Source organism: Allobosea sp. GW823-FHT01F03, assembly GCF_058798075.1.
In genome coordinates this window covers 5,017,443-5,041,353 of record NZ_CM179505.1, presented here as the reverse complement: position 1 = coordinate 5,041,353, position 23,911 = coordinate 5,017,443, and the positions used below count along the sequence as shown (strand labels likewise).

Genomic DNA, 23,911 nt, shown 5'->3' with positions numbered 1-23,911 from the left:
GAAGAGGGGATTCCACCTCTCGGTCCGCTGCGCTGGCGCCTCGGTTCATGACGTCAGGCTGCGGCGGATCGGCCTTTGACCTCATCCGCCGAGGCGGTTAGGGTTCCGCTTCAAGCAAGAAGCGTGCCGGTGGATTGGCGTGCCGGCCGGGTCTTGCAGGAGTCGGAGTGAAGGCCGTCTATGGCGATGATGCCGCGCATGGAGTTGCGCCAGGGACAATCCCTGGTGATGACGCCGCAGCTTCTGCAGGCGATCAAGCTCCTCCAGCTTTCCCATCTCGAACTGCAGAGCTTCGTCGAGGGCGAGCTCGAGCGCAACCCGTTGCTCGAGCGCGGTGACGAGGCCGGCGAGCCGGCGCTGCCCGGGGCCGCCAACGAGGCTGTGCTGGCTGCCGACCAGGCAAGCTATGAGCGGGCCGAGAGCCTGAACACCCAGGAGGGCATCGAAGGCCGGCTCGGCACCGGGCTGGAGAACGTCTTCCAGAGCGAGCAGCCGCAGGTTGCGCGGCTCGACAGCCGTGGCGCCGACAGCCTGCCGATCACCGGCGGGGCCTATGGCGGCAATGGCGGCTCCTTCGAGGATGGCCCTGAGGGCTTCGAGTCGAGCCTGACCGCCGAGCTCTCGCTGCACGAGCATCTCGCCGCCCAGCTCGACCTTGCCGTCGCCTCGCCGGCCGAGCGCCTGATCGGGCGGCACATCATCGACGGGGTCGACGATGCCGGCTATCTCGCCGAGCCGCTGACGGAGATCGCGTCGCGGCTGGGCGTCGACGAGGCCAGGGTCGAGGCGGTGCTGCGCCTCGTCCAGGGGTTCGATCCGAGCGGTGTCGCGGCGCGCGACGTCGGCGAGTGCCTCGCCATCCAGCTGCGCGACCGCGATCGCTACGACCCCGCCATGCAGGCCCTGCTCGCCAATCTGCCGCTGCTCGCCAAACGCGATTATGCCGCGCTGAAGCGGGTCTGTGGCGTCGATGACGAGGACATCGCCGATATGGTCGCCGAGATCAGGCGCCTCGACCCGAAGCCGGGCCGGGCCTTCGGCGGTTCGGCGGCCGAGACGGTGGTGCCGGACGTCTTCATCCGCGCGGCGCCGGATGGCTCCTGGCTGATCGACCTCAATCCCGACACGCTGCCACGGGTGCTGGTCAACCAGACCTACCATGCCCGTGTCTCGCGCGCGGCGCGCAATGACGAGGACAGGGCCTTCATCGCCGAATGCCTGCAGACCGCGAACTGGCTGACCCGATCGCTCGAACAGCGTGCCCGCACCATCCTCAAGGTGGCCAGCGAGATCGTGCGGCAGCAGGACGGGTTCTTCGCCCATGGCGTCGAGCATTTGCGGCCGTTGAATCTCAAGACCGTCGCCGACGCGATCGGCATGCACGAATCGACGGTGTCGCGCGTGACCTCGAACAAGTATCTGGGCTGCCCGCGCGGCGTCTTCGAGATGAAGTATTTTTTCTCGGCCGCGATCGCCGCCACCGGTTATGGCGAGGCCCATTCCGCCGAGGCGGTGCGTTACCGGATCAAGCAGATGATCGACGAGGAGAGCGCGTCCGGGATCCTTTCGGATGACGCGATCGTCACCAGGCTGAAGGCGAGCGGCATCGATATCGCCCGGCGAACCGTCGCGAAATACCGCGAATCGCTGCGCATCCCATCCTCGATGGAGCGCCGTCGCGAGAAACTCGCCATGGCCGGAGGCGGGCGCTGAGAGCGGCCGCGGCCGGCCCGGAAGAGCTCTGCACGGGCGGCTGGCAGAGGCGGGAGCTTGTCCTGCCCCGGGTGCTTTCGGTGCCCTAGCGGCAGGTGTCAATTTCGGAGCAGTCCCTTCGAAGCACCCGCCTTCCGGCTCATTGACAAGCCGGCAACCCCGTCCTTACCTCCAGTAGATGGCCGACCACTGGCCATGGCGACAAGAAGGGGAAGCACTCCATGAGCTTGCGAATCTCCGGCAAGAATCTCGATGTCGGCGAGGCCCTGCGTGGCCAGGCCGAAGCGCGCGTGGCGGCAGCCCTGAGCAAGTATTACGAGGGCGGCTATCAGGGGCACGTCACCGTCGGCAAGGACGGAACGGCGTTCAAGACGGATGGTGTCCTGCATCTCTCCTCCGGCATCACGCTCGAAGCCTCGGCCGTCGCGCATGATCCCTATGCCAGCCTCGAAAAGATGGCCGAGCGGATCGAGAAGCGGCTGCGCCGCTACAAGCGCCGGTTGAAGGATCGTTCCGCGGCGATGAACGGGCGCGAGGCCGGGCTCGCCATCCCCAGCTATGTCATCGCGGCTCCCGACCAGGACGTCGAGGAACATGATGCGGATCTCGTCGGCGAAAACCCGGTGATCGTGGCCGAATCGACGAAATCCTTGCATCAGATGACGGTGGGTGACGCAGTGGCCGAGCTCGACATGACGGGCGCGCCGGTCGTCATCTTCCGCCACGCTGGCAATGGTCGCATGAACGTCGTATACCGCCGCCGCGACGGCAATATCGGCTGGATCGATCCGCCGGCTTCTCTTTCTTGAGGTTCCGCCGCCGATGAATCTGGGCGCCCTGCCGGGCTTGCCGGTAGGGACCGGACGCTAGGCACGGGACATGCATGGATTGGCCTATGACGCTGACCGATCTCCTTCGGCCCGAGGCGGTGATTTCGCCGCTGCGCGCCAACAGCAAGAAGCAGGCGCTTCAGGAACTGGCCCAGCACGCGGCTTTGCTCACCGGCCTGCCCGAGCGTGAACTCTTCGAGGCGCTGCTGCAGCGCGAGCGCCTCGGCTCGACCGGAATCGGCGATGGAATCGCCATTCCCCATGGCCGGATGCCCGGCATCGACAAGCTCGTCGGTCTGTTCGCGCGCGCCGAGAAAGCGCTCGATTTCGAGGCACTCGATGGCCAGCCCGTCGACATCATCTTCGTGCTGATCGCCCCGGAAGGGGCGGGGGCCGACCATCTCAAGGCGCTGGCGCGCGTCGCCCGCGTGCTGCGCAACCAGACTGTGCTGGAGCAGGTGCGCCATGCGCATGATCCGGCGGCGATCTATGCGATCCTGGCGGAGACCGCGGCCAAGGCGGCCTGAGTTTCGCAAGGGGCTGCGAGCCCCTCGTCCGGCGCCGCCGCTGGGCGGCGGTCTCGAAGGATGCTCCGGAAAGCATCGGAATCATCTGGGGCGGCTTGCGAGACGCGAATTGCGATCGCGCCTCGGGATGAGGGCTCGTATCGCGTTTCGAGTGCCGCCACCCCTCCCTGGAACCATCGCAATCTAGGCTTGGAGGCCTTGGCCCAAGGGGCTATGACGCGGCCGAAGCTGTGAGGTGTCGCGCCAGGCGCCACCGAAATGCCGGAGTGTCGCCCGATGGCCTATACCCATGTCGATCTCTTCCCGCTCGGCGAGGACAAGACGCCCTATCGCTCGCTCGGCACGGAAGGTGTCACGGTCGAGAAGATCGGTGATCGCGAGCTCCTGACGGTTTCGCGCGAGGCGATCCGCCGGCTCTCCGAGCAGGCCTTCATCGACATCAACCATCTCCTGCGCCCGGGTCATCTCGCCCAGCTTCAGAAGATCCTCGACGATCCCGAGGCGACTTCGAACGACAAGTTCGTCGCCTATGACCTGCTCAAGAACGCCAATATCGCCGCGGGTGGCGTGCTGCCGATGTGCCAGGATACCGGCACGGCGATCATCATGGGCAAGCGCGGCCGCAAGGTCTGGACCGATGGCGACGATGAAGCCGCGCTCGGCGAAGGCGTCGCAGATGCCTATTTCAAGCGCAATCTGCGCTATTCGCAGCTCGCACCGCTCTCCATGTTCGAGGAGAAGAACACGGCGACCAACCTGCCGGCGCAGATCGACATCTATGCCGAGGGCGAGGACGCCTACAAATTCCTCTTCGTCTGCAAGGGCGGCGGCTCGGCCAACAAGACCTTCCTCTACCAGGCGACGCCCTCGCTCCTGACCAAGGACCGCATGACGGCGTTCCTGAAGGAGAAGATCCTGACGCTCGGCACCGCGGCCTGCCCGCCCTACCACCTCGCCATCGTCATCGGCGGCACCTCGGCCGAGCAGAATCTGAAGACCGTCAAGCTCGCCTCGACCCGTTATCTCGACGGCCTGCCGACCAAGGGCTCGCCCTCCGGTCACGCCTTCCGCGACATCGAGATGGAAGAGGAAATCCACAAGCTGACGCAGTCGCTCGGTGTCGGCGCGCAGTTCGGCGGCAAGTATTTCTGCCATGACGTGCGCGTCATCCGCCTGCCGCGCCACGGTGCCTCGCTGCCGATCGGGCTCGGCGTCTCCTGCTCGGCTGACCGTCAGGCCAAGGGCAAGATCACCCGCGACGGCATCTTCCTCGAGGCGCTGGAGACCAACCCGGCCAAATACCTGCCCGAGGTCGAGGACGCTTCGCTCGGCGGCGATGTCGTCAAGGTCGACCTCAACCAGCCGATGAGCGAGATTCTGGCCACCTTGACCAGGCATCCGGTCAAGACCCGCCTTTCGCTGACCGGCACGATCGTCGTCGCCCGCGACCTCGCCCATGCCAAGATCCGCGAGCGGCTCGAGAGCGGGCAGGGCATGCCCGACTATTTCAAGAACCACCCGGTCTACTACGCCGGCCCGGCCAAGACGCCGGACGGCATGGCTTCCGGCTCCTTCGGCCCGACCACGGCCGGGCGCATGGATTCCTTCGTCGACCAGTTCCAGTCCTTCGGCGGCTCGATGGTCATGCTCGCCAAGGGCAACCGTTCCTCGGCGGTGCGCGAGGCCTGCGCCCGCCATGGAGGCTTCTATCTCGGCTCGATCGGCGGACCGGCGGCGAGGCTGGCGCAGGACTGCATCAAGAAGGTCGAGGTGCTGGAATATCCGGAGCTCGGCATGGAGGCGGTCTGGAAGGTCGAGGTCGAGGACTTCCCGGCCTTCATCGTCATCGACGACAAGGGCAACGACTTCTTCAAGGAGCTGAATCTCGGATGATTCGCCGTGCCATCCTTGGGGTGACGCTCGCGCTGCTGCCGACGCTGGCGGCGGCGCAGCCGCGTCCGGTTCCGGCGACCTGCTCGCGCGACCTGTTCCAGAATGAGGCGGCGATGCGCCAGCGGCAGTACAAGATGCAGCAGGTCGCCAATGCCGACCAGGCGACGCAATGCGCGGCCTGGCGTGAGCATGTCGCCTTCCTGCAGAAGGCCCGTTCGGTCTTCGCGACCTGCCAGAGCGGGCGCGAGCGCGAGCAGAACGTCGCCCAGATGGACGAGTCGCTCTCCGACTACCGGGTGCTGCTCGCCAATCGCTGCGGCAAGCGTTGACCGGCGCCGGCCCGACGCAGCCTAGCAAGCTCGGCCCATTTCACCGAAAGGCACCGCATGAACGACCAACCGCAGCCCCCGCTCAGCATCGCCGTCATTCCGGTGACGCCGTTTCAGCAGAACTGCTCGCTCGTCTGGTGCACCAAGACCATGGAGGCGGCGATCGTCGATCCCGGCGGCGATGTCGCCCGCATCCGGGCGGCGCTGAAGGAAACCGGTGTCAAGCCGGTGGCGATCTGGCTGACCCATGGTCATCTCGACCATGCCGGTGGCGCGACCGAACTCGCCGAGGCGCTTTCCCTACCGATCATCGGCCCGCACGAGGCCGATGGGCCGCTGCTCGATGCGCTGCCTGAACAGGGGCTGCGCTTCGAGATCCGCGACATGAAAGCTGTGAAGCCGACGCGCTGGCTCGCCGAGGGCGACAATGTCTCGGTCGGCGAGATCAGCTTCGCCGTCCAGCATGTGCCGGGGCATACGCCGGGCCATGTCACCTTCTTCCAGAAGGATTTGCGCTTCCTGCTCGCCGGGGACACGCTTTTCGCCGGCTCGGTCGGCCGCACCGACTTTCCCTATGGCAGCCATGAGGACCTGATCGCCGGCATCAAGGGCAAGCTCCTGCCGCTCGGCGACGATGTCCAGTTCCTGCCCGGCCACGGGCCCGCGAGCACGCTCGGCGAGGAGCGGCGCAACAATCCGTTCCTGCGCGACTGATGTGAAAAGACCCGCCGCGAGCGCTCGCGGCGGGTCTCTGATTGGCCAACGGCCATGTCCCGAACCTGTGCGCGTACATCCGGCGTCACCGGTCCAAATTCATGGCCGTCTTCAACGGCGCTGGAGGGCCGTGGAACGCCCTCGACATCGCCGTGAACCCGATATGGGTATGCCCCCTCCGTTGCGCAAGGGGGGAAGCGCTACGCCGGCGCGAGCGCCATTGCCGGGGCTGCCGGCCGTGCGATAGTCGGCGCCATGTGGGAGATTCTCTACGGCTACTGGCCGCATATCCTGGCCGCGCTGTCGCTGGCGATCACAGTGGTCGCCGCCAGCCACGCCGCGCTGACCAAGGACGAGGTCCGCGCCGCCATCGGCTGGGTTGGCGTCATCCTGCTCTCCCCTTTTCTGGGCGCACTGATCTATGCGGTCGCCGGCGTCAACCGCATGCGCCGGGCCTCGATCGTCTCGCAGCGAAGGCGGGAGTTCGGGGCCGGCGCGGCGGGCGAGCCCGCCGCGATCTCCGACGAAGCGGTGGCGCGCGCATTCGGCCGGCGCTTCGCCGCGCTGAAGACGCTCGGCGACAAGGTGGTACGCCGTCAGCTCAAGAGCGGCAACGCCATCGCGACCCTGCGAACCGGCGACGAGGCCTATGCCGCGATGGCGGAAGCGATCGCGAGCGCCCGCCGCGGGGTCATCCTCGAGACCTATATCTTCGACCGGGATCCGATCGGGCTGCGTCTCGCCGATGCGCTGATCGCGGCGCGCGGGCGCGGCGTTGCGGTGCGGGTGCTGATCGATGCGGTCGGCGCGCGCTATTCGGTGCCGAGCATCGTCGGCTATCTGCAGAAGGGCGGCGTGCAGGTCGACGTCTTTAACGGCAACATCATCATGGGGCTGCGGCTGCCCTATGCGAACCTGCGCACGCACCGCAAGCTCCTGATCGTCGACGGGGAGATCGCCTTCGCTGGCGGCATGAACATCAGGCAGGGCTTCACCCGGGAATTCGCCGGGGACGCAACGGCGCGAGACACGCATTTCCGTATCGCCGGCCCGGTGGTCGAGGATCTGCTCGCGGTCGCCGCCGAGGATTGGCGCTTCGCCTCGGGCGAGGACCTCGCCGACGCCGCCTGGTCGGTCGCGCCGCAGCCGCCCCCCGGCGAAGGCGGCGTGGTGATGCGCGCGGTCGCCTCGGGGCCGGATTCCAGCCTCGAGACCAATCACCGGCTGCTGATCGGTGCCTTCTCGGTGGCGCGCGACTCGATCCGGATCATGTCGCCCTATTTCCTGCCGGATCGCGAATTGATCAGCGCGCTCGTCACCGCCGCCCGCCGCGGGGTTACGATCGACATCGTCGTGCCGGAGGTCAACAATCTCGTCCTCGTCGACCGCGCTATGCAGGCGCAGTTCGACCAGGTGCTGAAGGATGGCTGCCGGGTCTGGCGCGCCACCGGCGCCTTCGACCATTCCAAGCTGCTCGCCATCGACGGAGCCTGGGCCTATGTCGGCTCCTCCAATCTCGACCCGCGCTCGCTGCGGCTGAATTTCGAGATCGACCTCGAAGTGCTGGATGCGGATTTCGCCCGCAGCATCGAGGCGCGTATCGACGGGGTGATCGCCACGGCGCGCCCGGTCACCTTGGCGCAGTTGCGGGCCCGGCCCTTTCCGATCCGCCTGCTCGACCGCCTGCTCTGGCTCTGCTCGCCCTATCTGTGACGGGCCGCTGCATCCAATGGCGTCACGGAGTGACGGAGCCACAGTCTCGTCGAAGTCCGGGCGAGCCGCTTGCCGTCATGGTCGGGCTTGACCCGACCATCCACGTCTTCCCGTAGCGAGTGCGGTGTTCAAGAGATGGATGCTCGCCACAAGGGCGAGCATGACGACGGTCGTCCTTTCCCTGCGCTCGCGGTGGTGCGGCGCGACTCAGGCGTCGAACACGCCCTTGAGGAAGTCCTGCTTGCCGATCGAGAAGCAGTTCTCGCGCAGGATCGCGTAGGCGGTGGTGGCGTGGAAATAGAAGTTCGGAACGGCGAAGCGCGTGAGATAATCCGCGCCCTTCATCGTCACGGTGGCGGACTGACCGCGCGGGAAGGTGACGTCCCGTTCCAGCCCGGCATCGAGCGCCGCCTCGTCGACGGAGGCGAGGAAATCGAGCGTCCGGGCGATCCGCGCCTTGAGTTCCGGGAAGCTCTTCTCCTCGTCGGGGAAGCGCGGATTCTCGCCGCCGGCGAGGCGCGCCCCGGCATTCTTGGCGAAATCCGACATCAGCTGGATCTGCCGGGTGAAGGGCAGCATGTCCGGCGCGAGGCGGCTCGACAGCAGCACTTCCGGCTGGATCTTGCGCGTCTCCGCTTCGGCCTGCGCCTTGTCGAGGATGGCGTCGAGTGCCTTCAGGGTCTGGACGAAGCCGGTGAAGGCGGCGGCATGGGCGGAAAGCGGCATGGTCTGGCTCCAGAAACGGAAACGGGCCCGGAAAGGGCCCGCTGCCTCATTCTATAGCGCATGCGCCGTCAGGCGGCGCGCCGAAGCGCGATCAATCCTTCGCGCGCTCGACATAGGAGCCGTCGGCGGTCATCACCACGATGCGGGTGCCGACGCCGATATGCGGCGGCACGGCCGAGCGCACACCGTTCGAGAGGATCGCCGGCTTGTAGGAGGAGGAGGCCGTCTGGCCCTTGGTCACCGGCTCGGTCTCGACCACTTCGAGCGTGACGCGCTGCGGCAGCTCGATCGCCACCGCCCGGTCGTCGAACACCGAGAGGGTGACCTTCATGCCTTCCTGGAGATAGGCGGCGAGATCGCCGACCACATCGCCGTCGACCGGCAGCTGGTCATAGGTCTCGGGGTTCATGAAGACGTATTGCTCGCCGTCCTGGTAGAGATAGGTGAAGTCACGATCCTCGACATAGGCGCGCTCGACCTGCTCGGTCGTCTTGTAGCGCTGCGAGACCTTCACGCCGTCCGCGATGCGGCGCATGTCGATCTGTGTCGTCGGCGTGCCCTTGCCGGGGAAGAAGCTCTCGGCCGACAGCACCGAGCAGAGATGCCCGTCGACTTCGAGGACGTTGCCCTTGCGGACGGAGGAGGCGATGACCTTGACCACTTGAAATTCCTCGCTGGTGCGCTGCTGAGGGGCGCGCTATGCCGATTTCATCGCCGCGCAACTACCGCATTTACGCGCAAAACGAAAGCTGGCTGACGGTTTCGCCAGAGGATCCATGAACGAAAATGCCCCGCCCTTCTGGCGGCCGGACATCCATGCCGACCGACGCCCCGCCTTGATGGCGCGCGGCCGCGTCAAGGCGGCGCTGCGGCGCTGGTTCGAGGCGCGCGATTTTATCGAGGTCGAGGCGGCACTGTTGCAGCGCTCGCCCGGCAACGAGACGCATCTGCACGGGTTCCGCACCGTTTTCGTCGACGATGGCGGGGCCGAGCACCCCTATTACCTGCACACCTCGCCGGAATTCGCCGCCAAGAAGCTGCTGGCGGCCGGCGAGCGACGCATCTTCGATTTCGCCCGCGTCTTCCGCAACCGCGAGCGCACGGCGCTGCATCATCCCGAATTCACCATGCTGGAATGGTACCGGGTCGGCGAGCCCTATGAGGCGCTGATGGCCGATTGCGCCGAATTGCTGGCGCAGGCTGCACGGGCAGCCGGTGCGGCCAGCCTGCGCTGGCGCGGCTCCGAGGTCGATCCTTTCGCCGAGCCCGAGCGACTCACCTTGCATGAAGCCTTCGCCCGCCATGCCGGCATCGACCTGATGGCGACGATCGCCGCCGATGGAGCGACCGATCGCGAGGCACTGGCCGGGCAGGCGCGGGCCGCCGGCATCAGGTTGGCCGAGGACGACAGCTGGTCCGACATCTTCAGCCGCGTCCTTGCCGAGAAGGTCGAGCCGCATCTCGGCCGCGGGCGCGCCACCATCCTGTGCGAATACCCGATCTCCGAGGCGGCGCTGGCCCGGCCGAAACCCGGCGATCCGCGCGTCGCCGAACGCTTCGAACTCTTCGCTTGCGGCGTCGAGCTGGCGAACGCTTTCGGCGAACTGACCGATCCGGCCGAGCAGCGCCGGCGTTTCGAGGCGGATATGGATGAGAAAGAGCGCATCTATGGCGAGCGCTATCCGATCGACGAGGATTTCCTCGCGGCGCTCGGCGCGATGCCCGAGGCCTCCGGCATCGCGCTCGGCTTCGACCGGCTGGTGATGCTCTGCACCGATGCGCGCCGCATCGAAGATGTGCTCTGGACGCCGGTCGCGCAACCGGGCAGGGGAGGGCGATGACCATCCATCAGCCGCCCGGCCAGCCGCTGAAGACGATCGACGCCCTCGTCGAGCGAGGCCTCGTCGCGCCCGCCCGGCGCGAGGCCTTGGCCGAGGTCGCCAAGCGCTACGCCGTTTCGGTGACCCCGGCGGTCGCGGCGCTGATCGACCCGGCCGACACGGCCGACCCGATCGCTCGCCAGTTCGTGCCGGATGCCGCCGAGCTCAGGACCTTGCCGGAAGAGCTCGCCGATCCGATCGGCGACGAGGCGCATTCGCCGGTCGAGGGCGTGGTTCATCGCTATCCCGACCGCGCTCTGCTCAAGCTGGTCCATGCCTGCCCGGTCTATTGCCGCTTCTGCTTCCGCCGCGAGATGGTCGGCCCCGGCGGCGATGCGCTGACCGGCGAGAAGCTCGACGCGGCGCTCGCCTATCTCGCCTCTCGGCCTGAGATCTGGGAGGTGATCATGACCGGCGGCGACCCGCTGATCCTCTCCGCCCGGCGCCTGCGTGAGGTCGGCGAGCGGCTCGCCGCGATCCCGCATATCAAGGTGGCGCGCTGGCACAGCCGCGTGCCGATGGTCCAGCCGGAGCGCGTCACGCAGGATTACGCCAGGGCGCTGCGTGTGCCCGGCAAGGCGAGCTATGTCGCGGTCCACGCCAATCATCCGCGCGAGTTCACGCCGGCGGCGCGCGCGGCGCTCGCCCGGCTCGCCGATGCCGGCCATGTCCTGGTCAGCCAGAGCGTGCTGCTCAAGGGCGTCAACGCCGATGTCGAGACGCTCTCGGCGCTGATGCGCGCCTTCGTCGAGAACCGGGTCAAGCCCTACTACCTGCACCATCCCGATCTCGCGCCGGGAACCTCGCATTTCCGGCTGTCGCTGGCGGAAGGGCAGGCGCTGGTCAAAAGCCTGCGCGGCAATCTTTCCGGCCTCTGCCAGCCGACCTATATCCTCGACATCCCCGGCGGCGCCGGCAAGATTCCCGTGGGCCCGACCTTTCTCTCGGGCTGCGAGACGCCCGGCGCGCAGGGCCATGCGGAAGATCGCCATGGCGACCTCCATGCCTATCCGCCGATCTGAAACCTGCCGCGCCCAGCGCCAAGGAACGAGTCATGCAAGACAAGCTGCCGATCGCGATCGTCTCCGATCTCGCCTGCCCCTGGTGCTTCATCGGCAAGGCGCGGCTCGAGACGGCGCTCGCCAATCACGGCCTGACCGAGCGTGTCGCCATCACCTGGCTGCCCTATGAGCTCAATCCGGAGATGCCGGAGGAGGGCATGGACCGCACCGCCTATCTCGATGCCAAGTTCGGGCCCGGCAAGCGCAGGGAGATCGAACTGCGCCTCTCCGAGGCGGCGCTGGAAAGCGGCGTCACCTTCAACTGGGCTGCGGTCAAGAAGAGCGTCAACACCCGCATGGCCCATATGCTCGTCGCCGCCGCCTCGACCGTGCAGCGCGGCAGCGAGATGAAGGCGGCGCTGTTCAAGGCTTATTGGCAGGAGGGTCGCGACATCGGCGATCTTGACACCCTGGTCGCGATCGCCGGCGAGCAGGGCTATGACGAGCGGGCGGCGCGCGACGAACTCGCCAATGACGAGTTGCGCGAGACGGTGATCGGCCTCGAGGCGCATGCGCAGCGGGTCGGCGTCACCGGGGTGCCCTTCTTCATCGTCGACGGCAAGCTCGCCGTCTCCGGCGCGCAGACGCCCGACGTCTGGGCCAAGGTCTTCGCGCAGGTGCTGAGCGGGGCGGCCTGAGGCGCCTCTTCGCCCGCGAGCAAGCAGGCAAAGGTTGCGCTCCCCGTCGAATCGTGCCCCATCGCCGCCGGGCAGCGAGGAGGACAGGGCCATGGCGCAGAAAATCAACGATCTCCGGGACCGCATGATCGTCGCGCTCGACGTTCCGACGATCTGGGACGCCTATCGCATCGTCGCGACGCTCGGCGACCAGGCGAGCTTCTACAAGATCGGCTACCGGCTCGCCTTCGCCGGCGGGCTCGACCTCGCCCGCCAGCTGATCGGCGAGGGCAAGAAGGTCTTCCTCGACCTGAAGCTGCACGATATCGGCAACACCGTCACCGAAGGGGTGGAATCGCTGACCAAGCTCGGCGTTACCTTCCTCACCGTGCACGCCTATCCGCAGACCATGCGCGGTGCGGTCGAGGGGCGCGGCGATTCCGCCATGAAGCTGCTCGCCGTCACGGCGCTCACCTCCTATGACGATGGCGATCTCAAGGATGCCGGCTATGGGCTCGCCGTGCGCGATCTCGTGCGTATGCGCGCCCAGCAGGCCCGCATCGCCGGCGTCGATGGCATCGTCTGCTCCGCCGCCGAGACCGAGATCGTGCGCGGCGTCATCGGTCCGGACATGGTCATCGTCACCCCCGGCATCCGCCCGGCCGGCAGCGCCGCCGGCGACCAGAAGCGCACCTTGACGCCGGGCGAGGCCATTGCCGCCGGGGCCGACCATCTGGTGATCGGGCGTCCCGTCATCCGCGCGGCTGATCCGCGCGCGGCGGCTGCCGCGATCATGGACGAGATCGCCGGCGCCGCCTAAGCTTCGCCCCCCATCCAAACGGAAATGGAAGCCGAAATGCCCAAGGGATATGTGATCGCGCGCGCCAAGGTCTCCAACGCGACGCTGTGGGCGGCCTATGCCGCCAAGGCCTCGGAAGCGATCAAGCAGTATGGCGGCACGCCTTTGGTGCGTGGCGGCCAGATGACGGTCGGCGAGGGCGAGGGCAGGGCCCGCAACATCGTCATCGAGTTCAAGGATTTCGAAGCGGCCAAGGCCTATGTGAACTCGCCGGAATACGCCGCGGCGCGCAAGGAGCGCGAAGGCGCCGGCGAGATCGACATCGTCGTCGTCGAAGGCGTCTGATCATGGCGAAGGGCTACTGGATCGCCCGCCTCGACGTGCAGAACGAGGCGGAATACGCGACCTACCGCTCGCTCAACGCCATCGCCTTCGCGAAGTATGGCGGCAAGTTCATCGTCCGCGGCGGCGAGTACAAGCTCGCCCGCGGCGAGGGCCGCAAGCACAACGTCGTCATCGAGTTCAAGGACGAGGCGACGGCCCGTGCCTGCTATGAATCGCCGGAATATCAGGCGGCGGTGCAGCACCTCGCCAAGGTCGGCCCGGTCGATCTCGTGATCATCGGCGGCTATGACGGAGCCCAGCCGGGCGATTGAGCCCGCCTGGTGCGCAAGACTTATCTTTCCGGGGCGGCCGCAGGGCCGAGCCCGGAACCCATGAACACCACTTTTGCCGTCATGGTCGGGCTTGTCCCGACCATCCACGTCTTCCCGTAACAAGAGCGGTGTTCAAGACGTGGATGCTCGCCACAAGGGCGAGCATGACGAACTGGAACAACACCGATATAGGGGTCTGGCTCTTCGCTGCGCGAAGCCCCGGAATGGCAGCTCGAACCCAGTTCAGCTTTCGAACAACTCCTTCAGCTGCCGCGGCTGGGAACGCAGATACTGCTTCGGCGCCTTGACGCTGGCGCCGAGATGGGCGGCCGCGTGCCAGGGCCAGCGCGGATCGTAGAGAATGCCGCGCGCCAGTCCGACCATGTCGGCATCGCCGCCGGCGACGATCGCCTCGGCATGCTCGTATTCGGTGATCAGCCCGACTGCGATGACCGGCAGCGCCGTCGCCGCCTTCACTGCCCGCGCCAGCGGAACCTGATAGCCTGGCCCGAGCGGGATCTTCTGCTCCGGCGAGAGGCCGCCGCTGGAGACATGGACGAAGCTGACCCCGCGTGCCTTCAGCGCCTGCGCGAAGGCGATGGTCTGCTCGATCTCCCAGCCGCCCTCGACCCAGTCCGTGCCGGAGACCCGCACGCCGACCGGGATTTCGGCCGGCACGGCGTCGCGCACCGCCTCATAGATCTCGAGCGGAAAGCGCAGCCGGTTTTCGAGCGCGCCGCCATAGGCGTCGTCGCGCCGGTTGGCGAGCGGCGAGAGGAACTGGTGTAGCAGATAGCCATGGGCGCAATGGATCTCGACCATCTGCAGGCCGAGCCGCGCCGCGCGCTTCGCCGAGGCGACGAAGGCCTCGCGCACGCGCTTCAGCCCGTCGGCATCGAGGGGCAGCGGCGGCCGATCGTTCGGGTTCATCGGCAGGGCCGAGGGCGCGAGGGTCTGCCAGCCGCGATCGTCGAGCGGCCGCTGGCGGCTGCCGTTCCAGGGTGAGTGGATCGAGGCCTTGCGCCCGGCATGACCGAGCTGGATGCCGATCGGCATATCGGAGTGGCGCCGGACGGCGTCGAGCACGCGGCCGAGCGCGCGCTCGTTTTCATCGCTCCACAGGCCGAGATCGTCGGGGCTGATCCGGCCCTCGGGCTCGACCGCGGTCGCCTCGATGATCAGGAGGCCGGCGCCGGAGAGCGCGAGATTGCCGAGATGGATCAGGTGCCAGTCGGTGGCCGAGCCGTCTTCCGCCGAATATTGGCACATCGGCGCGATGACGATGCGGTTCGGAAGCTGGAGCCCATCGAGTGCGAGCGGGCGGAAGAGCTGGCTTGTCATGCGCTGTCCTCGAGATTGCTGGAGCAGTGGAAAGGCAGGAATTGCGACGGGCTGCGGTTCAGCCGGAGACCAGCCAGATCGCGATGGGGAAGGTCAGGGCTGCGGCGGTGGTCGAGATCACGATGGCGGCGGCCAGCGGCCGGCTGTCGGTCTCGAAGCGCTCCGAGATCACGAAGACATTGGCGGCGATCGGCAGCGCCGCATAGAGCACGCCGGCTTTGACCCAGAACGGGTCGAGTCTGAGCACGATGGCGAGCACGAACCAGGTCAGCAGCGGGTGCAGGACGAGCTTGCCGAGGACGAGCGGCAGCACGCCTTTCAGCGGCAGCCTCCCTTCCCGGCTCCACTGCCAGGCGGCGACGCCGAGCGCGAAGATGCCGACCGGGGCGGCCGAGCCGCCGAGGAAGACGAGGAAGCGGTCGATCGGCTCGGGGATGGAAAGGCCGCTGAGCGAGAGCGCGACGCCGCCCATGATCGAGAGCATGAAGGGATTGACGATGGTGCCGCGCACCAGCCTTGCCGCGATGCGCCAGGGCGAGCCCTTGCCCCGCCCGGCCTCGATCAGCCCGATCGCGAGGGGAACGACCAGTGCCGTGTCGCAGATCAGCCCGATCGCGATCGGCGCTGCCGCCCCGTCGCCGAGGAAGGCCAGCATCAGGGGAATGCCGAGGAAGGCGAAATTGCCGCCGACCAGGCTCTGGCCGCGCGAGACCGCATTGGGGAAGGGCATCCCGAAAAAGCGGCGCGCCACAAGGATGCCGAGGCCCATCCCCACGATGCCGAGCAGGGCCAGGGCGGCGAAGAACACCCCGTTCCAGAGCTCGGCGATCGGCTGGCGCGACATCACCCGGAGCACCATCGCCGGCGTCGCCACCATGAAGGCATAGGTGTTGAGCACCCGGACCGCATCGCTGCCGAACAGGCCGCGCCAGGCGGAGAGGGCACCGAGCCCGATCACGGCGAAGAAGGGCGTGCTGGTGGCGAGGAATTGCAGCATGACAGGTCCGGCGGTCCGTGCGTTGGACCTCGGGCGAGGAGCTAGCAGATTTGCGTAGGGATGACGGCCCCTGCCCATGCATGGCGCCCGGCATGTTTGCGGGGGGAGGCGGAATACCGGCGGCTGCGATGCGGATCAGGGCTGGCCGAGACGTGCGAGCGCGAGCTGGAGCGGCAGGTCGGAGACGCGGATGAAGCCGAGATAGGGGTGGTCCATGTCGATGATCAGCACCAGTGCTGCCGTCACCGACAAGGCCGAGCCTAACAGCGTCACCACGACCGTGGCATTTCCCGGGCTCAGCAGGCCGAAGGAGGCGAAGAGCAAAGCGAGCCAGAAGACGAGGATGATGATGAAGATGCCTGGGAAGCCGCCGGTCTCGGTTTCCGGCCGCTGCCACCTCATTTCCGAGATCTGTCCGCTGAGCTGGAGGGCTCGGGCCTGAAGCCAGCGCTGTCCGTCATTGGCCGGTACGAGATGCCTGAGCCCGATCTGGATGGGCTCGACGTCGAGGCCCTCATGCAGCAGCCCCTCGCGTTCATCTTTGAGCTCGTTCAGCCTCGTCTCGAGGCTCTGTCGCAGGGCGACGCGCAGCGGCTTCGTCTCCGGCCCGTATTGGGCCATCGTCCGGTCGAGGAGCACGACATGGGCCGCCGAGGTTCTGAGCTCGGTCCCGGCTTCGTCGAAGGAGCGTTTCGCCGAGGCGATCAGCAGGCCGAGCGCGATCGCGGACAGGGTTCCGATGATGGCAGTGGCGAGCTTGATCAACTCCCGGGAGTCGGGGGAGAGATGATGATCCGGCAGGCGCGCGCGCAGCAGCATTCCGCCGGCTGCTGCGCCGAACACGAAGATGAACGCGACGGCGCCGACCAGGAACGGAGTCATGCTCTTTCCCCGCATGTCTGTGGCGTGAGATTATTCGGCGAGCCAAGGGCACGGTAGTGGTCGTTTGGGTAGCGAAGTACTGCCCGCCAGGGCTTCCGCCGGCTGGACTACTTCCTCGCCGCGGCGCCGGCGGTCTTCGCCGCCCTGCCGCGCCAGATCCTGAGGGCCGGCTCGACGACGAAATGCATGCCGACGAGGCAGAGCCCGCCGATCGCAAGCCCGAACACGGCCGAGGCGCCGGCAGTGGTCAGCCATTCCAGCAGGCCGGAGGCCGCCGGGCCGGCCTGCCCGACCGCCACCGCGACGCCGTGAATGGCGTGCTCGATCCCGTCGAGGCCGTAGCCGGCGAGGCCATGGATGATGATGCCGCCGCCGACCCAGAGCATCGCGGCGGTGCCGACTGCGCTCAGCGCTTTCAGGAAATGCGGCATGCCGAGGACGAGGCCGCGGCCGATCGGCCGGATCAGCGGCTTGCCGGTCCGCGCCATCGCGGCGCCTGCATCGTCCGCCTTCACGATCAGGGCGACGGCGCCATAGACCAGCAGGGTCATGCCGAGGCCGACCACGGCAAGCACCAGGGCCTGCGTCCAGTAGGACGAGGCGGTGACGGTCGCGAGCGTGATCGCCATGATCTCGGCGGAGAGGATGAAGTCGGTCTTGATCGCGCTTGAGATCTTCTGTGCCTCAAGCTGCGTGGCATCGAGGATTTCGGCCGTGGCTTCGCCCTGCGCCGCCTCGTGCCCGGCATGCGGCATGACGAGCTCGTAGACCTTCTCGAAGCCCTCGAAGCAGAGATAGGCGCCGCCTGCCATCAGGAGCGGCGTGATCGCCCAGGGCGCGATGAAGCTCAGCACCAAAGCCGCCGGCAGCAGGAAGATGAGCTTGTTCTTGAGTGAGCCGAGGGCGATCTTGCCGATGATCGGCAGCTCGCGATCGGCCGAGAAGCCGACGGCATAGCGCGGCGTCACGGCCGCATCGTCGATGACGATGCCCGCAGCCTTGGCGCCCGCCTTGGTCGCCTGGCCCGCCGCATCGTCGAGCGCGGCGGCCGCGACCTTGGCGAGGCCGGCGATGTCGTCGAGAAGCGCGAACAGTCCTGAGCTCATCTCTGTCCCCGGGAAGGCGGCGGCGGGCGTACCTGCCTCGCAGCAAGCCGATCGGCATTTCCTTGATATGACAGAAAACCTGCGATTGGCGACAGTTCGGCCGGCTGGGAGGCGATTCCTGCCATGTCTCGCCTTTCTGGCAAGGAGCGGGCCGCATATCCGGGCTTGACTCCGGCAGAGTTTGGGAGTGGTTTTATGTCAGAACAAATAGTGAACATTATCCCATGTCCGACGCTTCTTCCCGCTCCTTGGCCGGCCTCCGGCAGAGCCTCGCTCTGGCGGGGCTGGCGCGCGAGCTCGCGCCGGTGGAGCGGGTCGATTTCGGCATGGCGGGGCTGGACGAGCCGCTGGGCGGCGGCATCGCCCGCGCCGCCCTGCACGAGATCTATGCCTCGGCTGGAGCCGATCTGCCCGCCGCGACCGGCTTCGCCGCGGCGCTGGCCCTGCGGGCCGCGGGGATGCGGCCGCTGCTCTGGGTTCGGCAGGATTTTCTGGCGGCCGAGGCCGGCCGGCTGCACCCGTCCGGCCTCGCCGAGCTCGGCCTCGACCCCGCGCAGGTTCTGCTGGTGCGGGCCCGCGATGCCGAGGGCGTGTTGCGTGCTGGGGCCGAGGCGGCCCGCTGTTCGGCTCTCGGCGCGGCGCTGATCGAGCCCTGGGGCGAGCCGCGCCAGCTCGACCTGACCGCCAGCCGGCGCCTTGCTCTGGCAGCCGAGGCTTCCGGCGTCATGACCCTGCTCCTGCGGGTCTCTCCTGAGCCGGCGCCGAGCGCGGCGACGACCCGCTGGCTGGTGCGGGTTCTGCCGTCGCGGCCGCGCGAGGCCAATGCGCCGGGCGATCCGGCCTTCAGTTTGAGGCTGCTGCGCCATCGCGGCGGCCTCGGTGAGTGTGAGTGGCGTGTGGAGTGGAACCGTGAGCGACGATCTTTCCAGGAATGGAACCGGGAGGATGGAGGCCGAAGCGATGCAGCGCCGCTATCTCGCCCTCTGGTTTCCCTTCCTGGCGAGCGACCGGCTGCATCGGCAGAGGGCGCTCCCGCCTGGCGCCGGGCTGGATGAGCGGCCGCTCGTCCTGGTCGAGAAGGAGGGCGGTGCGCTCAGGCTCGCCGATTGCGACCGGCGCGCCGTCGCGCTCGGCCTGACCCGCGGCCTGACCCTCGCCGATGCCCGCGCCCGCATTCCCGATCTCGCCATCGCCGAGGCCGATCCCGCCGCCGATGCGCGCTTCCTCGAACGCCTTACCGGGCTCTGTGACCGCTTCACCCCGCTGGTTGCGCTCGATCCACCGCATGGGCTGGTGCTCGACATCAGCGGCTGCGCCCATCTCTTCGGCGGCGAGGCGGCATTGCGCCAGGAGATCGGCATCCGGCTGCGCCGGCTCGGCCTCCAGCTGCGCGCCAGCATCGCCGGCACGCCCGAGGCGGCGCGGGCGCTCGCCCGGTTCGGCGACTGTGCCGTCTCCCCGCCGGGCGGCGATGCGGAGCACACCCGGCTCCTGCCGGTCGCCGCTCTGGAAGCGCCGGCCGAGATCGTTCTCGCCCTGTCGCGAGCCGGGCTGAAGACGCTCGCTGATCTTTCAGCCCGCCCTTCGGGCACGCTGTCGGCCCGCTTCGGCGAAGCCCTCGCCAGGCGGCTGCGGCGTATCCTCGGCCATGAGGACATCCGCATCACCCCCTTGCGGCTGCCGCCCGATTGCATGGTCGAGCGGCATTTCCCCGAGCCTTTGCAGGATACCGATGGGCTGGAGGCGATCCTGCGGCATTTGCTCGACGAGGCGGTCCGTAGCCTCGAGCAGCGCGGCGAGGGCGGGCGCGCCTTCGAGATCAGCTTCTTCCGCAGCGACGGCGCCGTCCGGCGCCTGTCCCTCGAGACCGGCCGGCCCTCGCGCGATCCCGCCGCCATATTGCGGCTCTACCGCGAACGCATCGACACGCTGGCGGACCCGCTCGATCCCGGTTTCGGCTTCGATGCGATCCGCCTCGCCGTGCCGGTCTGCGAGCCGCTCGGGACGCCGCAGGCGAGCCTCGACGGGCGCGCCGTCGAGGAGGAGGCGGTGGCCGATCTGGTCGACCGGCTCGTCGCCCGCTTCGGCCGTGACCGGGTGCTGCGCTTCGTCGCCCGCAACTCCCATCATCCCGAGCGGGAAGCCGGCGCGGTCCCGGCCGTCGGCGCGCCATCCGAGATGCAGCCCTGGCCGAAGCCCGAAGCGGGCGAACCGCCGGCGCGGCCGCTCCAGCTCTTCGAGCCGCCGCAGCCGGTCGAGACGCTCGCCGAGGTGCCGGACGGCCCGCCCTTGCGCTTTCGCTGGCGCCGGGTGCTGCACGAGATCGCCCGCGCCGAGGGGCCGGAGCGGATCGCGCCGGAATGGTGGCGCGACGGACCGGACGAGCCGACGCGCGACTATTACCGCGTCGAGGATGCGCAGGGTCGCCGCTTCTGGCTGTTCCGCGCCGGGCTCTACGATCGCGAGAGCGTCCAGCCGCGCTGGTTCCTGCACGGGCTGTTCGCATGATGACTTACGCCGAGCCCGTCGCCGCGACGAATTTCTCCTTCCTGCGCGGCGCCTCGCCCGGGCCGAACCTGGTCATGACCGCGCTGCTGCTCGGTCAGACCGGCCTCGGCATCGCCGACCGCAACACGCTCGCCGGCGTGGTGCGGGCCTGGAGCGCGCTGCGCGATCTGCGTGAGGACGGGCTGCCTCCGCGGGAGAAGCTACGCCACGGCGGCAGTCCCGGCGAATATGTCTGGGTCGAGAATCCGGCCTTCGCCGACCTGCCCTTCACGCCTGAATGGCTCCAAGCGAAGGCGAAGGCCTTCAAGCTCGTCACCGGTAGCCGGCTGGTCTTCGTCGACGGCACGCCCGATATCGTCGCCTATCCCGCCAATCGCGCCGGCTGGGGCCGGCTCTGCCGCCTGCTGACCGCTGGAAATCTGAAAACGGAAACGAAGGGCGAATGCATTCTCGTCCTCGACGATCTCCTGCGCGACGCCCGCGACCTCCTGCTGATCGTCATGCCGGAACGCCGGCTCGATGGCTTGCCAGAGCTGCTCGCCCGGCTCGACGCCGCCGCGCCCGGCGCGGTCTGGCTCGCCGCCACCATGTCGCGCCGTGGCGATGATCGCCGCCGCCTCGCCCGGCTGAGAGGCGTCGCGGCTGCGACCCGCACTCCGCTGATCGCCACGAACGATGTGCTCTACGACGCGCCGGAACAGCGCGATCTCCAGGACCTCGTGACCTGCATTCGCGAGGGCACGACGATCGCCAGGGCCGGCCGCCTGCTCGAGGCCAATGCCGAGCGCCATCTCAAGACCCCGCAGGAGATGGCCCGGCTCTTCCGCGAAGCGCCGGAGGCGATCGAGGAGACGCAGCATCTTTTCAGTCGCATCGAATTCGATCTCAAGCAGCTCGAATACGAGTATCCCGACGAGCCGGTGCCGCCCGGCTGGACGCCGCAGGGCTGGCTGGAGGAGCTGGTGCGCCGGCGCCTGCCGATGCGCTATCCCGACGGCATCCCGCTCGCGGTCCAGAAGCAGGTCGACGACGAGCTCGTCCTGATCCGCAGGCTCGACTATGCCCGCTATTTCCTGACCATCCGCCAGATCGTCGAGTTCGCCGAAAGCGAGGGCATTCTCTGCCAGGGCAGGGGCTCGGCCGCCAATTCGGCCGTCTGCTACGCGCTCGGCATCACCGCGGTCGATCCGGCCGAGCACACCTTGCTCTTCGCGCGCTTCATCTCGGAGGAGCGGCGCGAGCCGCCCGATATCGACGTCGATTTCGAGCATGAGCGGCGTGAGGAGGTGATCCAGTGGATCTACCGGACCTATGGCCGCGAGCGCGCCGGCATCGCTGCGACCGTCATCCATTACCGGCCGCGCAGCGCCATCCGCGAGGCCGGCAAGGCGCTAGGGCTGACCGAGGACGTCACCGCCCGGCTCGCCTCGACGCAATGGGGCAGTTGGGGCTCCGACATCACCCGCGAGCAGGTCCGCCAGGCCGGGCTCGATCCCGACAACCCGGTGATCGCACAGGCGGTGCAGTTCGCCGTGCGCCTGCTCGGCTTCCCGCGCCATCTCTCGCAGCATGTCGGCGGCTTCGTGCTGATGCGCGGGCGCCTCGACGAGACCGTGCCGATCGGCAATGCCGCGATGGAGGATCGCACCTTCATCGAATGGGACAAGGACGACATCGACGCGCTGCGCCTGATGAAGGTCGACGTGCTGGCGCTGGGCATGCTGACCTGCATCCGCAAGGCATTTGATCTGCTGCGCGAGTGGGAAGGCGTCGACCTCGGGCTCGCCGATGTCCCGCAGAAGGACGAGGCGACCTACGACATGCTCTGCGAGGGCAAGTCGCTCGGCGTCTTCCAGGTCGAGAGCCGAGCACAGATCAACATGCTGCCCCGCCTGAAGCCCAGGGCCTTCTACGATCTCGTCATCCAGGTCGCGATCGTCCGCCCCGGCCCGATCCAGGGCAATATGGTGCATCCCTATCTGAAGCGGCGCTCCGGCATCGAAAAAGTGGACTATCCCTCGCCGTCACCGGCTCATGGGAAGGAGGACGAACTCTATCATGTCCTGAACCGCACCCTGGGCGTTCCGCTCTTCCAGGAACAGGCGATGCAACTCGCCATGACGGCGGCGAAATTCACCGATCCGGAAGCCAACGGCCTGCGCCGCGCCATGGCGACCTTCCGCAATCTCGGCACCATCGGCCAATATGAGGCGCTGATGGTCGGGCGCATGGTCGAGCGTGGCTACGAGCCGGCCTTCGCCCAGCGCTGCTTCGAGCAGATCAAGGGGTTCGGCAGCTATGGTTTTCCCGAGAGCCATGCCGCCTCCTTCGCCAAGCTGGTCTATGTCTCCTCCTGGCTGAAATGCCATCACCCCGCGATCTTCGCCGCGGCGCTTTTGAACTCGCAACCCATGGGCTTCTACGCCCCGGCCCAGATCGTCCGGGAGGCGCAGGAGAATGGCGGCGTCGAGCCGCGCCCGATCGACGTGAATTCCAGCGCCTGGGACAATCTCTTGGAAGAAGTGTTCGACGAGCCGATCCCTCATCCTGAGGAGCCGCGCAGCGGTGTCTCGAAGGATGATCCAGAGCGTGCTGGAAGCATCCTTCGAGACGCGCCTCCGGCGCTCCTCAGGATGAGGGCGAGAGAGGTGAAGCCGAGCCGTCTCGCTCTGCGCCTCGGCCTGCGCCAGCTCGACGGCTTCAAGGAGGAATGGGCGGAGCGCCTCATCGCAGCCCGCGGCGAGGGCTATCGCGATGTCGAGGGTCTTGCGCGCCGGGCGCGGCTCCCAGCGCGCGCCATGCGTCTGCTCGCCGATGCCGACGCCTTCCGCTCGCTTGGGCTGGATCGGCGCGAGGCGCTCTGGGCCGTGCGCCGCCTGCCGGATGACGAGGCACTGCCCTTGTTCGAGGTCGCAAAGGCCCGCGAACTCGGAGAGGAGCCGGCTGCTGCTTTGCCAGTCATGCCGCTCGCCGAGCATGTCGTCGCCGACTACCAGACGGTGCGGCTTTCGCTGAAGGGCCATCCGATGGGCCTGCTGCGCCCGCGTTTCGCCGGAGCGGGCGTTGTGACCTGCGCGGCGATCGCCGCTGGGCGCGACGGGGCCTGGGCGAGTGTCGCCGGCGTCGTGCTGGTGCGTCAGCGCCCCGGCAAGGGCAATGCGGTCTTCATCACGCTCGAGGACGAGACCGGCATCGCCAACATCGTGCTCTGGGCCCGTGATTTCGCCCGCTTCCGCCGCGAGGTGATGGGCGCGCGACTGTTACTGGTCGAAGGCAGGGTGCAGAAGAGCCAGGAAGGCGTGGTGCATCTGATGGCGCGGCGCGTCTTCGACCGCTCGGCCGATCTCTTGGGCCTGTCCGACACCCACCGCGCCGAGATCGCGCTCAGCCGTGCCGACGAGTTCCTGCATCCGCAGCACCCGCGCGCCGGCCACCCGCGCAATGTCCGCATCCTTCCGAAGTCGCGCGATTTCCACTGAGCTTACGCTGCTCGGAAGCTGCTCAGAAAACGCCATGATTTACGGGCAGATGAAGGCGGCCCTCTGCCCAGAGCATCGGACCGAAAAGTGGAATCCACTTTTCGGGCGAATCCGATGCTTAAACAAAGGGCTAGGGAGCT

At 67.8% G+C, this 23,911-nt stretch carries 22 protein-coding genes; 16 read left to right on the top strand and 6 right to left on the bottom strand.

Annotated elements, in window-relative coordinates:
- Positions 1-180 precede the first annotated feature (180 nt).
- The 7 genes from rpoN (at position 181) to AC3RCC_RS24060 (ending at position 7,719) form a co-directional block, all read left to right on the top strand.
- Positions 181-1,713 (top strand): RNA polymerase factor sigma-54, encoded by a 1,533-nt coding sequence (gene rpoN / locus AC3RCC_RS24090; protein WP_492256845.1) that lies wholly within the window; start codon positions 181-183, stop codon positions 1,711-1,713.
- 221 nt (positions 1,714-1,934) lie between these two features.
- Complete coding sequence (gene hpf, locus AC3RCC_RS24085; protein ID WP_452116888.1) at positions 1,935-2,522, top strand: ribosome hibernation-promoting factor, HPF/YfiA family; 588 nt, start codon at positions 1,935-1,937, stop codon at positions 2,520-2,522.
- Between the two features lie 86 nt (positions 2,523-2,608).
- A complete protein-coding gene (ptsN, locus tag AC3RCC_RS24080) occupies positions 2,609-3,070 on the top strand; it encodes a PTS IIA-like nitrogen regulatory protein PtsN (RefSeq protein WP_291639812.1) in 462 nt (153 codons plus the stop codon).
- A 276-nt stretch (positions 3,071-3,346) separates the two neighbouring features.
- Entirely contained in the window at positions 3,347-4,963 is a 1,617-nt protein-coding gene (locus AC3RCC_RS24075) for a fumarate hydratase (protein ID WP_291639814.1), read from the top strand.
- Positions 4,960-5,292 (top strand): hypothetical protein, encoded by a 333-nt coding sequence (locus AC3RCC_RS24070; protein ID WP_291646527.1) that lies wholly within the window; start codon positions 4,960-4,962, stop codon positions 5,290-5,292. Before AC3RCC_RS24075 ends, AC3RCC_RS24070 begins: the two co-directional genes overlap by 4 nt.
- A gap of 57 nt (positions 5,293-5,349) precedes the next feature.
- Positions 5,350-6,006 (top strand): MBL fold metallo-hydrolase, encoded by a 657-nt coding sequence (locus tag AC3RCC_RS24065; RefSeq protein WP_492256844.1) that lies wholly within the window; start codon positions 5,350-5,352, stop codon positions 6,004-6,006.
- 255 nt (positions 6,007-6,261) lie between these two features.
- Positions 6,262-7,719, top strand: coding sequence for a phospholipase D-like domain-containing protein (locus AC3RCC_RS24060; protein ID WP_492256843.1), 1,458 nt, complete (start codon positions 6,262-6,264; stop codon positions 7,717-7,719).
- A 207-nt stretch (positions 7,720-7,926) separates the two neighbouring features.
- Here the strand turns inward: AC3RCC_RS24060 and AC3RCC_RS24055 are convergent, their stop codons facing one another.
- A complete protein-coding gene (locus AC3RCC_RS24055) occupies positions 7,927-8,445 on the bottom strand; it encodes a DUF1993 domain-containing protein (RefSeq protein ID WP_492256842.1) in 519 nt (172 codons plus the stop codon).
- 91 nt (positions 8,446-8,536) lie between these two features.
- Entirely contained in the window at positions 8,537-9,106 is a 570-nt protein-coding gene (efp, locus tag AC3RCC_RS24050; RefSeq protein WP_291639821.1) for an elongation factor P, read from the bottom strand.
- A gap of 115 nt (positions 9,107-9,221) precedes the next feature.
- Here efp and epmA point away from each other — a divergent pair, with 115 nt between their 5' ends.
- The 6 genes from epmA to AC3RCC_RS24020 all read left to right on the top strand — a co-directional run bounded on the left by epmA (position 9,222) and on the right by AC3RCC_RS24020 (position 13,458).
- Positions 9,222-10,286: an EF-P lysine aminoacylase EpmA gene (gene epmA / locus AC3RCC_RS24045; RefSeq protein ID WP_492256841.1), complete on the top strand. Its 1,065-nt coding sequence runs from the start codon at positions 9,222-9,224 to the stop codon at positions 10,284-10,286.
- The gene (locus tag AC3RCC_RS24040) at positions 10,283-11,347 is read left to right on the top strand and encodes a lysine-2,3-aminomutase-like protein (RefSeq protein ID WP_492256840.1); all 1,065 of its coding nucleotides are present in this window, start codon (positions 10,283-10,285) and stop codon (positions 11,345-11,347) included. Before epmA ends, AC3RCC_RS24040 begins: the two co-directional genes overlap by 4 nt.
- 32 nt (positions 11,348-11,379) lie before the next feature.
- The gene (locus tag AC3RCC_RS24035) at positions 11,380-12,024 is read left to right on the top strand and encodes a DsbA family oxidoreductase (protein ID WP_492256839.1); all 645 of its coding nucleotides are present in this window, start codon (positions 11,380-11,382) and stop codon (positions 12,022-12,024) included.
- 91 nt (positions 12,025-12,115) lie between these two features.
- A complete protein-coding gene (gene pyrF, locus AC3RCC_RS24030) occupies positions 12,116-12,823 on the top strand; it encodes an orotidine-5'-phosphate decarboxylase (RefSeq protein WP_291639829.1) in 708 nt (235 codons plus the stop codon).
- A gap of 36 nt (positions 12,824-12,859) precedes the next feature.
- Positions 12,860-13,147: a DUF1330 domain-containing protein gene (locus AC3RCC_RS24025; RefSeq protein WP_291639831.1), complete on the top strand. Its 288-nt coding sequence runs from the start codon at positions 12,860-12,862 to the stop codon at positions 13,145-13,147.
- Between the two features lie 2 nt (positions 13,148-13,149).
- On the top strand, positions 13,150-13,458 hold the full coding sequence (locus AC3RCC_RS24020) for a DUF1330 domain-containing protein (protein WP_066478322.1): 309 nt from the start codon (positions 13,150-13,152) through the stop codon (positions 13,456-13,458).
- A 243-nt stretch (positions 13,459-13,701) separates the two neighbouring features.
- Here the strand turns inward: AC3RCC_RS24020 and AC3RCC_RS24015 are convergent, their stop codons facing one another.
- The 4 genes from AC3RCC_RS24015 to AC3RCC_RS24000 form a co-directional block, all read right to left on the bottom strand.
- Positions 13,702-14,799, bottom strand: a complete 1,098-nt coding sequence (locus AC3RCC_RS24015; RefSeq protein WP_492256838.1) for an NADH:flavin oxidoreductase/NADH oxidase — start codon at positions 14,797-14,799, stop codon at positions 13,702-13,704.
- Positions 14,800-14,857: 58 nt separating this feature from the next.
- On the bottom strand, positions 14,858-15,796 hold the full coding sequence (locus AC3RCC_RS24010; protein WP_291646517.1) for an AEC family transporter: 939 nt from the start codon (positions 15,794-15,796) through the stop codon (positions 14,858-14,860).
- 135 nt (positions 15,797-15,931) lie between these two features.
- A complete protein-coding gene (locus AC3RCC_RS24005; RefSeq protein ID WP_291639838.1) occupies positions 15,932-16,678 on the bottom strand; it encodes a bestrophin-like domain in 747 nt (248 codons plus the stop codon).
- Between the two features lie 107 nt (positions 16,679-16,785).
- Entirely contained in the window at positions 16,786-17,784 is a 999-nt protein-coding gene (locus tag AC3RCC_RS24000; RefSeq protein ID WP_492256837.1) for a DUF808 domain-containing protein, read from the bottom strand.
- 224 nt (positions 17,785-18,008) lie between these two features.
- Between AC3RCC_RS24000 and AC3RCC_RS23995 the strand changes: the two genes are divergently transcribed.
- From AC3RCC_RS23995 to AC3RCC_RS23985, 3 genes are read left to right on the top strand one after another with little or no spacing between them, the layout of a single operon-like run.
- The gene (locus AC3RCC_RS23995) at positions 18,009-18,839 is read left to right on the top strand and encodes an ImuA family protein (RefSeq protein WP_492256836.1); all 831 of its coding nucleotides are present in this window, start codon (positions 18,009-18,011) and stop codon (positions 18,837-18,839) included.
- On the top strand, positions 18,745-20,292 hold the full coding sequence (locus AC3RCC_RS23990; protein WP_492256835.1) for a Y-family DNA polymerase: 1,548 nt from the start codon (positions 18,745-18,747) through the stop codon (positions 20,290-20,292). Before AC3RCC_RS23995 ends, AC3RCC_RS23990 begins: the two co-directional genes overlap by 95 nt.
- Positions 20,289-23,771: an error-prone DNA polymerase gene (locus AC3RCC_RS23985; protein WP_492256834.1), complete on the top strand. Its 3,483-nt coding sequence runs from the start codon at positions 20,289-20,291 to the stop codon at positions 23,769-23,771. The genes AC3RCC_RS23990 and AC3RCC_RS23985 overlap by 4 nt, the downstream gene beginning before the upstream one ends.
- The last annotated feature ends 140 nt before the right edge of the window (positions 23,772-23,911 follow it).

Coding starts and splice junctions, on each gene's coding strand:
- AC3RCC_RS24020 (WP_066478322.1), top strand. CDS start 13,150: ATGGCGAAGGGCTACTGGATCGCCCGCCTCGACGTGCAGAACGAGGCG.
- AC3RCC_RS24075 (WP_291639814.1), top strand. CDS start 3,347: ATGGCCTATACCCATGTCGATCTCTTCCCGCTCGGCGAGGACAAGACG.
- AC3RCC_RS24015 (WP_492256838.1), bottom strand. CDS start 14,799: ATGACAAGCCAGCTCTTCCGCCCGCTCGCACTCGATGGGCTCCAGCTT.
- pyrF (WP_291639829.1), top strand. CDS start 12,116: ATGGCGCAGAAAATCAACGATCTCCGGGACCGCATGATCGTCGCGCTC.
- AC3RCC_RS23985 (WP_492256834.1), top strand. CDS start 20,289: ATGATGACTTACGCCGAGCCCGTCGCCGCGACGAATTTCTCCTTCCTG.
- AC3RCC_RS24060 (WP_492256843.1), top strand. CDS start 6,262: ATGTGGGAGATTCTCTACGGCTACTGGCCGCATATCCTGGCCGCGCTG.
- AC3RCC_RS24040 (WP_492256840.1), top strand. CDS start 10,283: ATGACCATCCATCAGCCGCCCGGCCAGCCGCTGAAGACGATCGACGCC.
- AC3RCC_RS24005 (WP_291639838.1), bottom strand. CDS start 16,678: ATGACTCCGTTCCTGGTCGGCGCCGTCGCGTTCATCTTCGTGTTCGGC.
- AC3RCC_RS24065 (WP_492256844.1), top strand. CDS start 5,350: ATGAACGACCAACCGCAGCCCCCGCTCAGCATCGCCGTCATTCCGGTG.
- ptsN (WP_291639812.1), top strand. CDS start 2,609: ATGACGCTGACCGATCTCCTTCGGCCCGAGGCGGTGATTTCGCCGCTG.
- AC3RCC_RS24010 (WP_291646517.1), bottom strand. CDS start 15,796: ATGCTGCAATTCCTCGCCACCAGCACGCCCTTCTTCGCCGTGATCGGG.
- rpoN (WP_492256845.1), top strand. CDS start 181: ATGGCGATGATGCCGCGCATGGAGTTGCGCCAGGGACAATCCCTGGTG.
- epmA (WP_492256841.1), top strand. CDS start 9,222: ATGAACGAAAATGCCCCGCCCTTCTGGCGGCCGGACATCCATGCCGAC.
- AC3RCC_RS23995 (WP_492256836.1), top strand. CDS start 18,009: ATGTCCGACGCTTCTTCCCGCTCCTTGGCCGGCCTCCGGCAGAGCCTC.
- AC3RCC_RS24035 (WP_492256839.1), top strand. CDS start 11,380: ATGCAAGACAAGCTGCCGATCGCGATCGTCTCCGATCTCGCCTGCCCC.
- hpf (WP_452116888.1), top strand. CDS start 1,935: ATGAGCTTGCGAATCTCCGGCAAGAATCTCGATGTCGGCGAGGCCCTG.
- AC3RCC_RS24025 (WP_291639831.1), top strand. CDS start 12,860: ATGCCCAAGGGATATGTGATCGCGCGCGCCAAGGTCTCCAACGCGACG.
- AC3RCC_RS24000 (WP_492256837.1), bottom strand. CDS start 17,784: ATGAGCTCAGGACTGTTCGCGCTTCTCGACGACATCGCCGGCCTCGCC.
- AC3RCC_RS23990 (WP_492256835.1), top strand. CDS start 18,745: ATGCAGCGCCGCTATCTCGCCCTCTGGTTTCCCTTCCTGGCGAGCGAC.
- AC3RCC_RS24070 (WP_291646527.1), top strand. CDS start 4,960: ATGATTCGCCGTGCCATCCTTGGGGTGACGCTCGCGCTGCTGCCGACG.
- AC3RCC_RS24055 (WP_492256842.1), bottom strand. CDS start 8,445: ATGCCGCTTTCCGCCCATGCCGCCGCCTTCACCGGCTTCGTCCAGACC.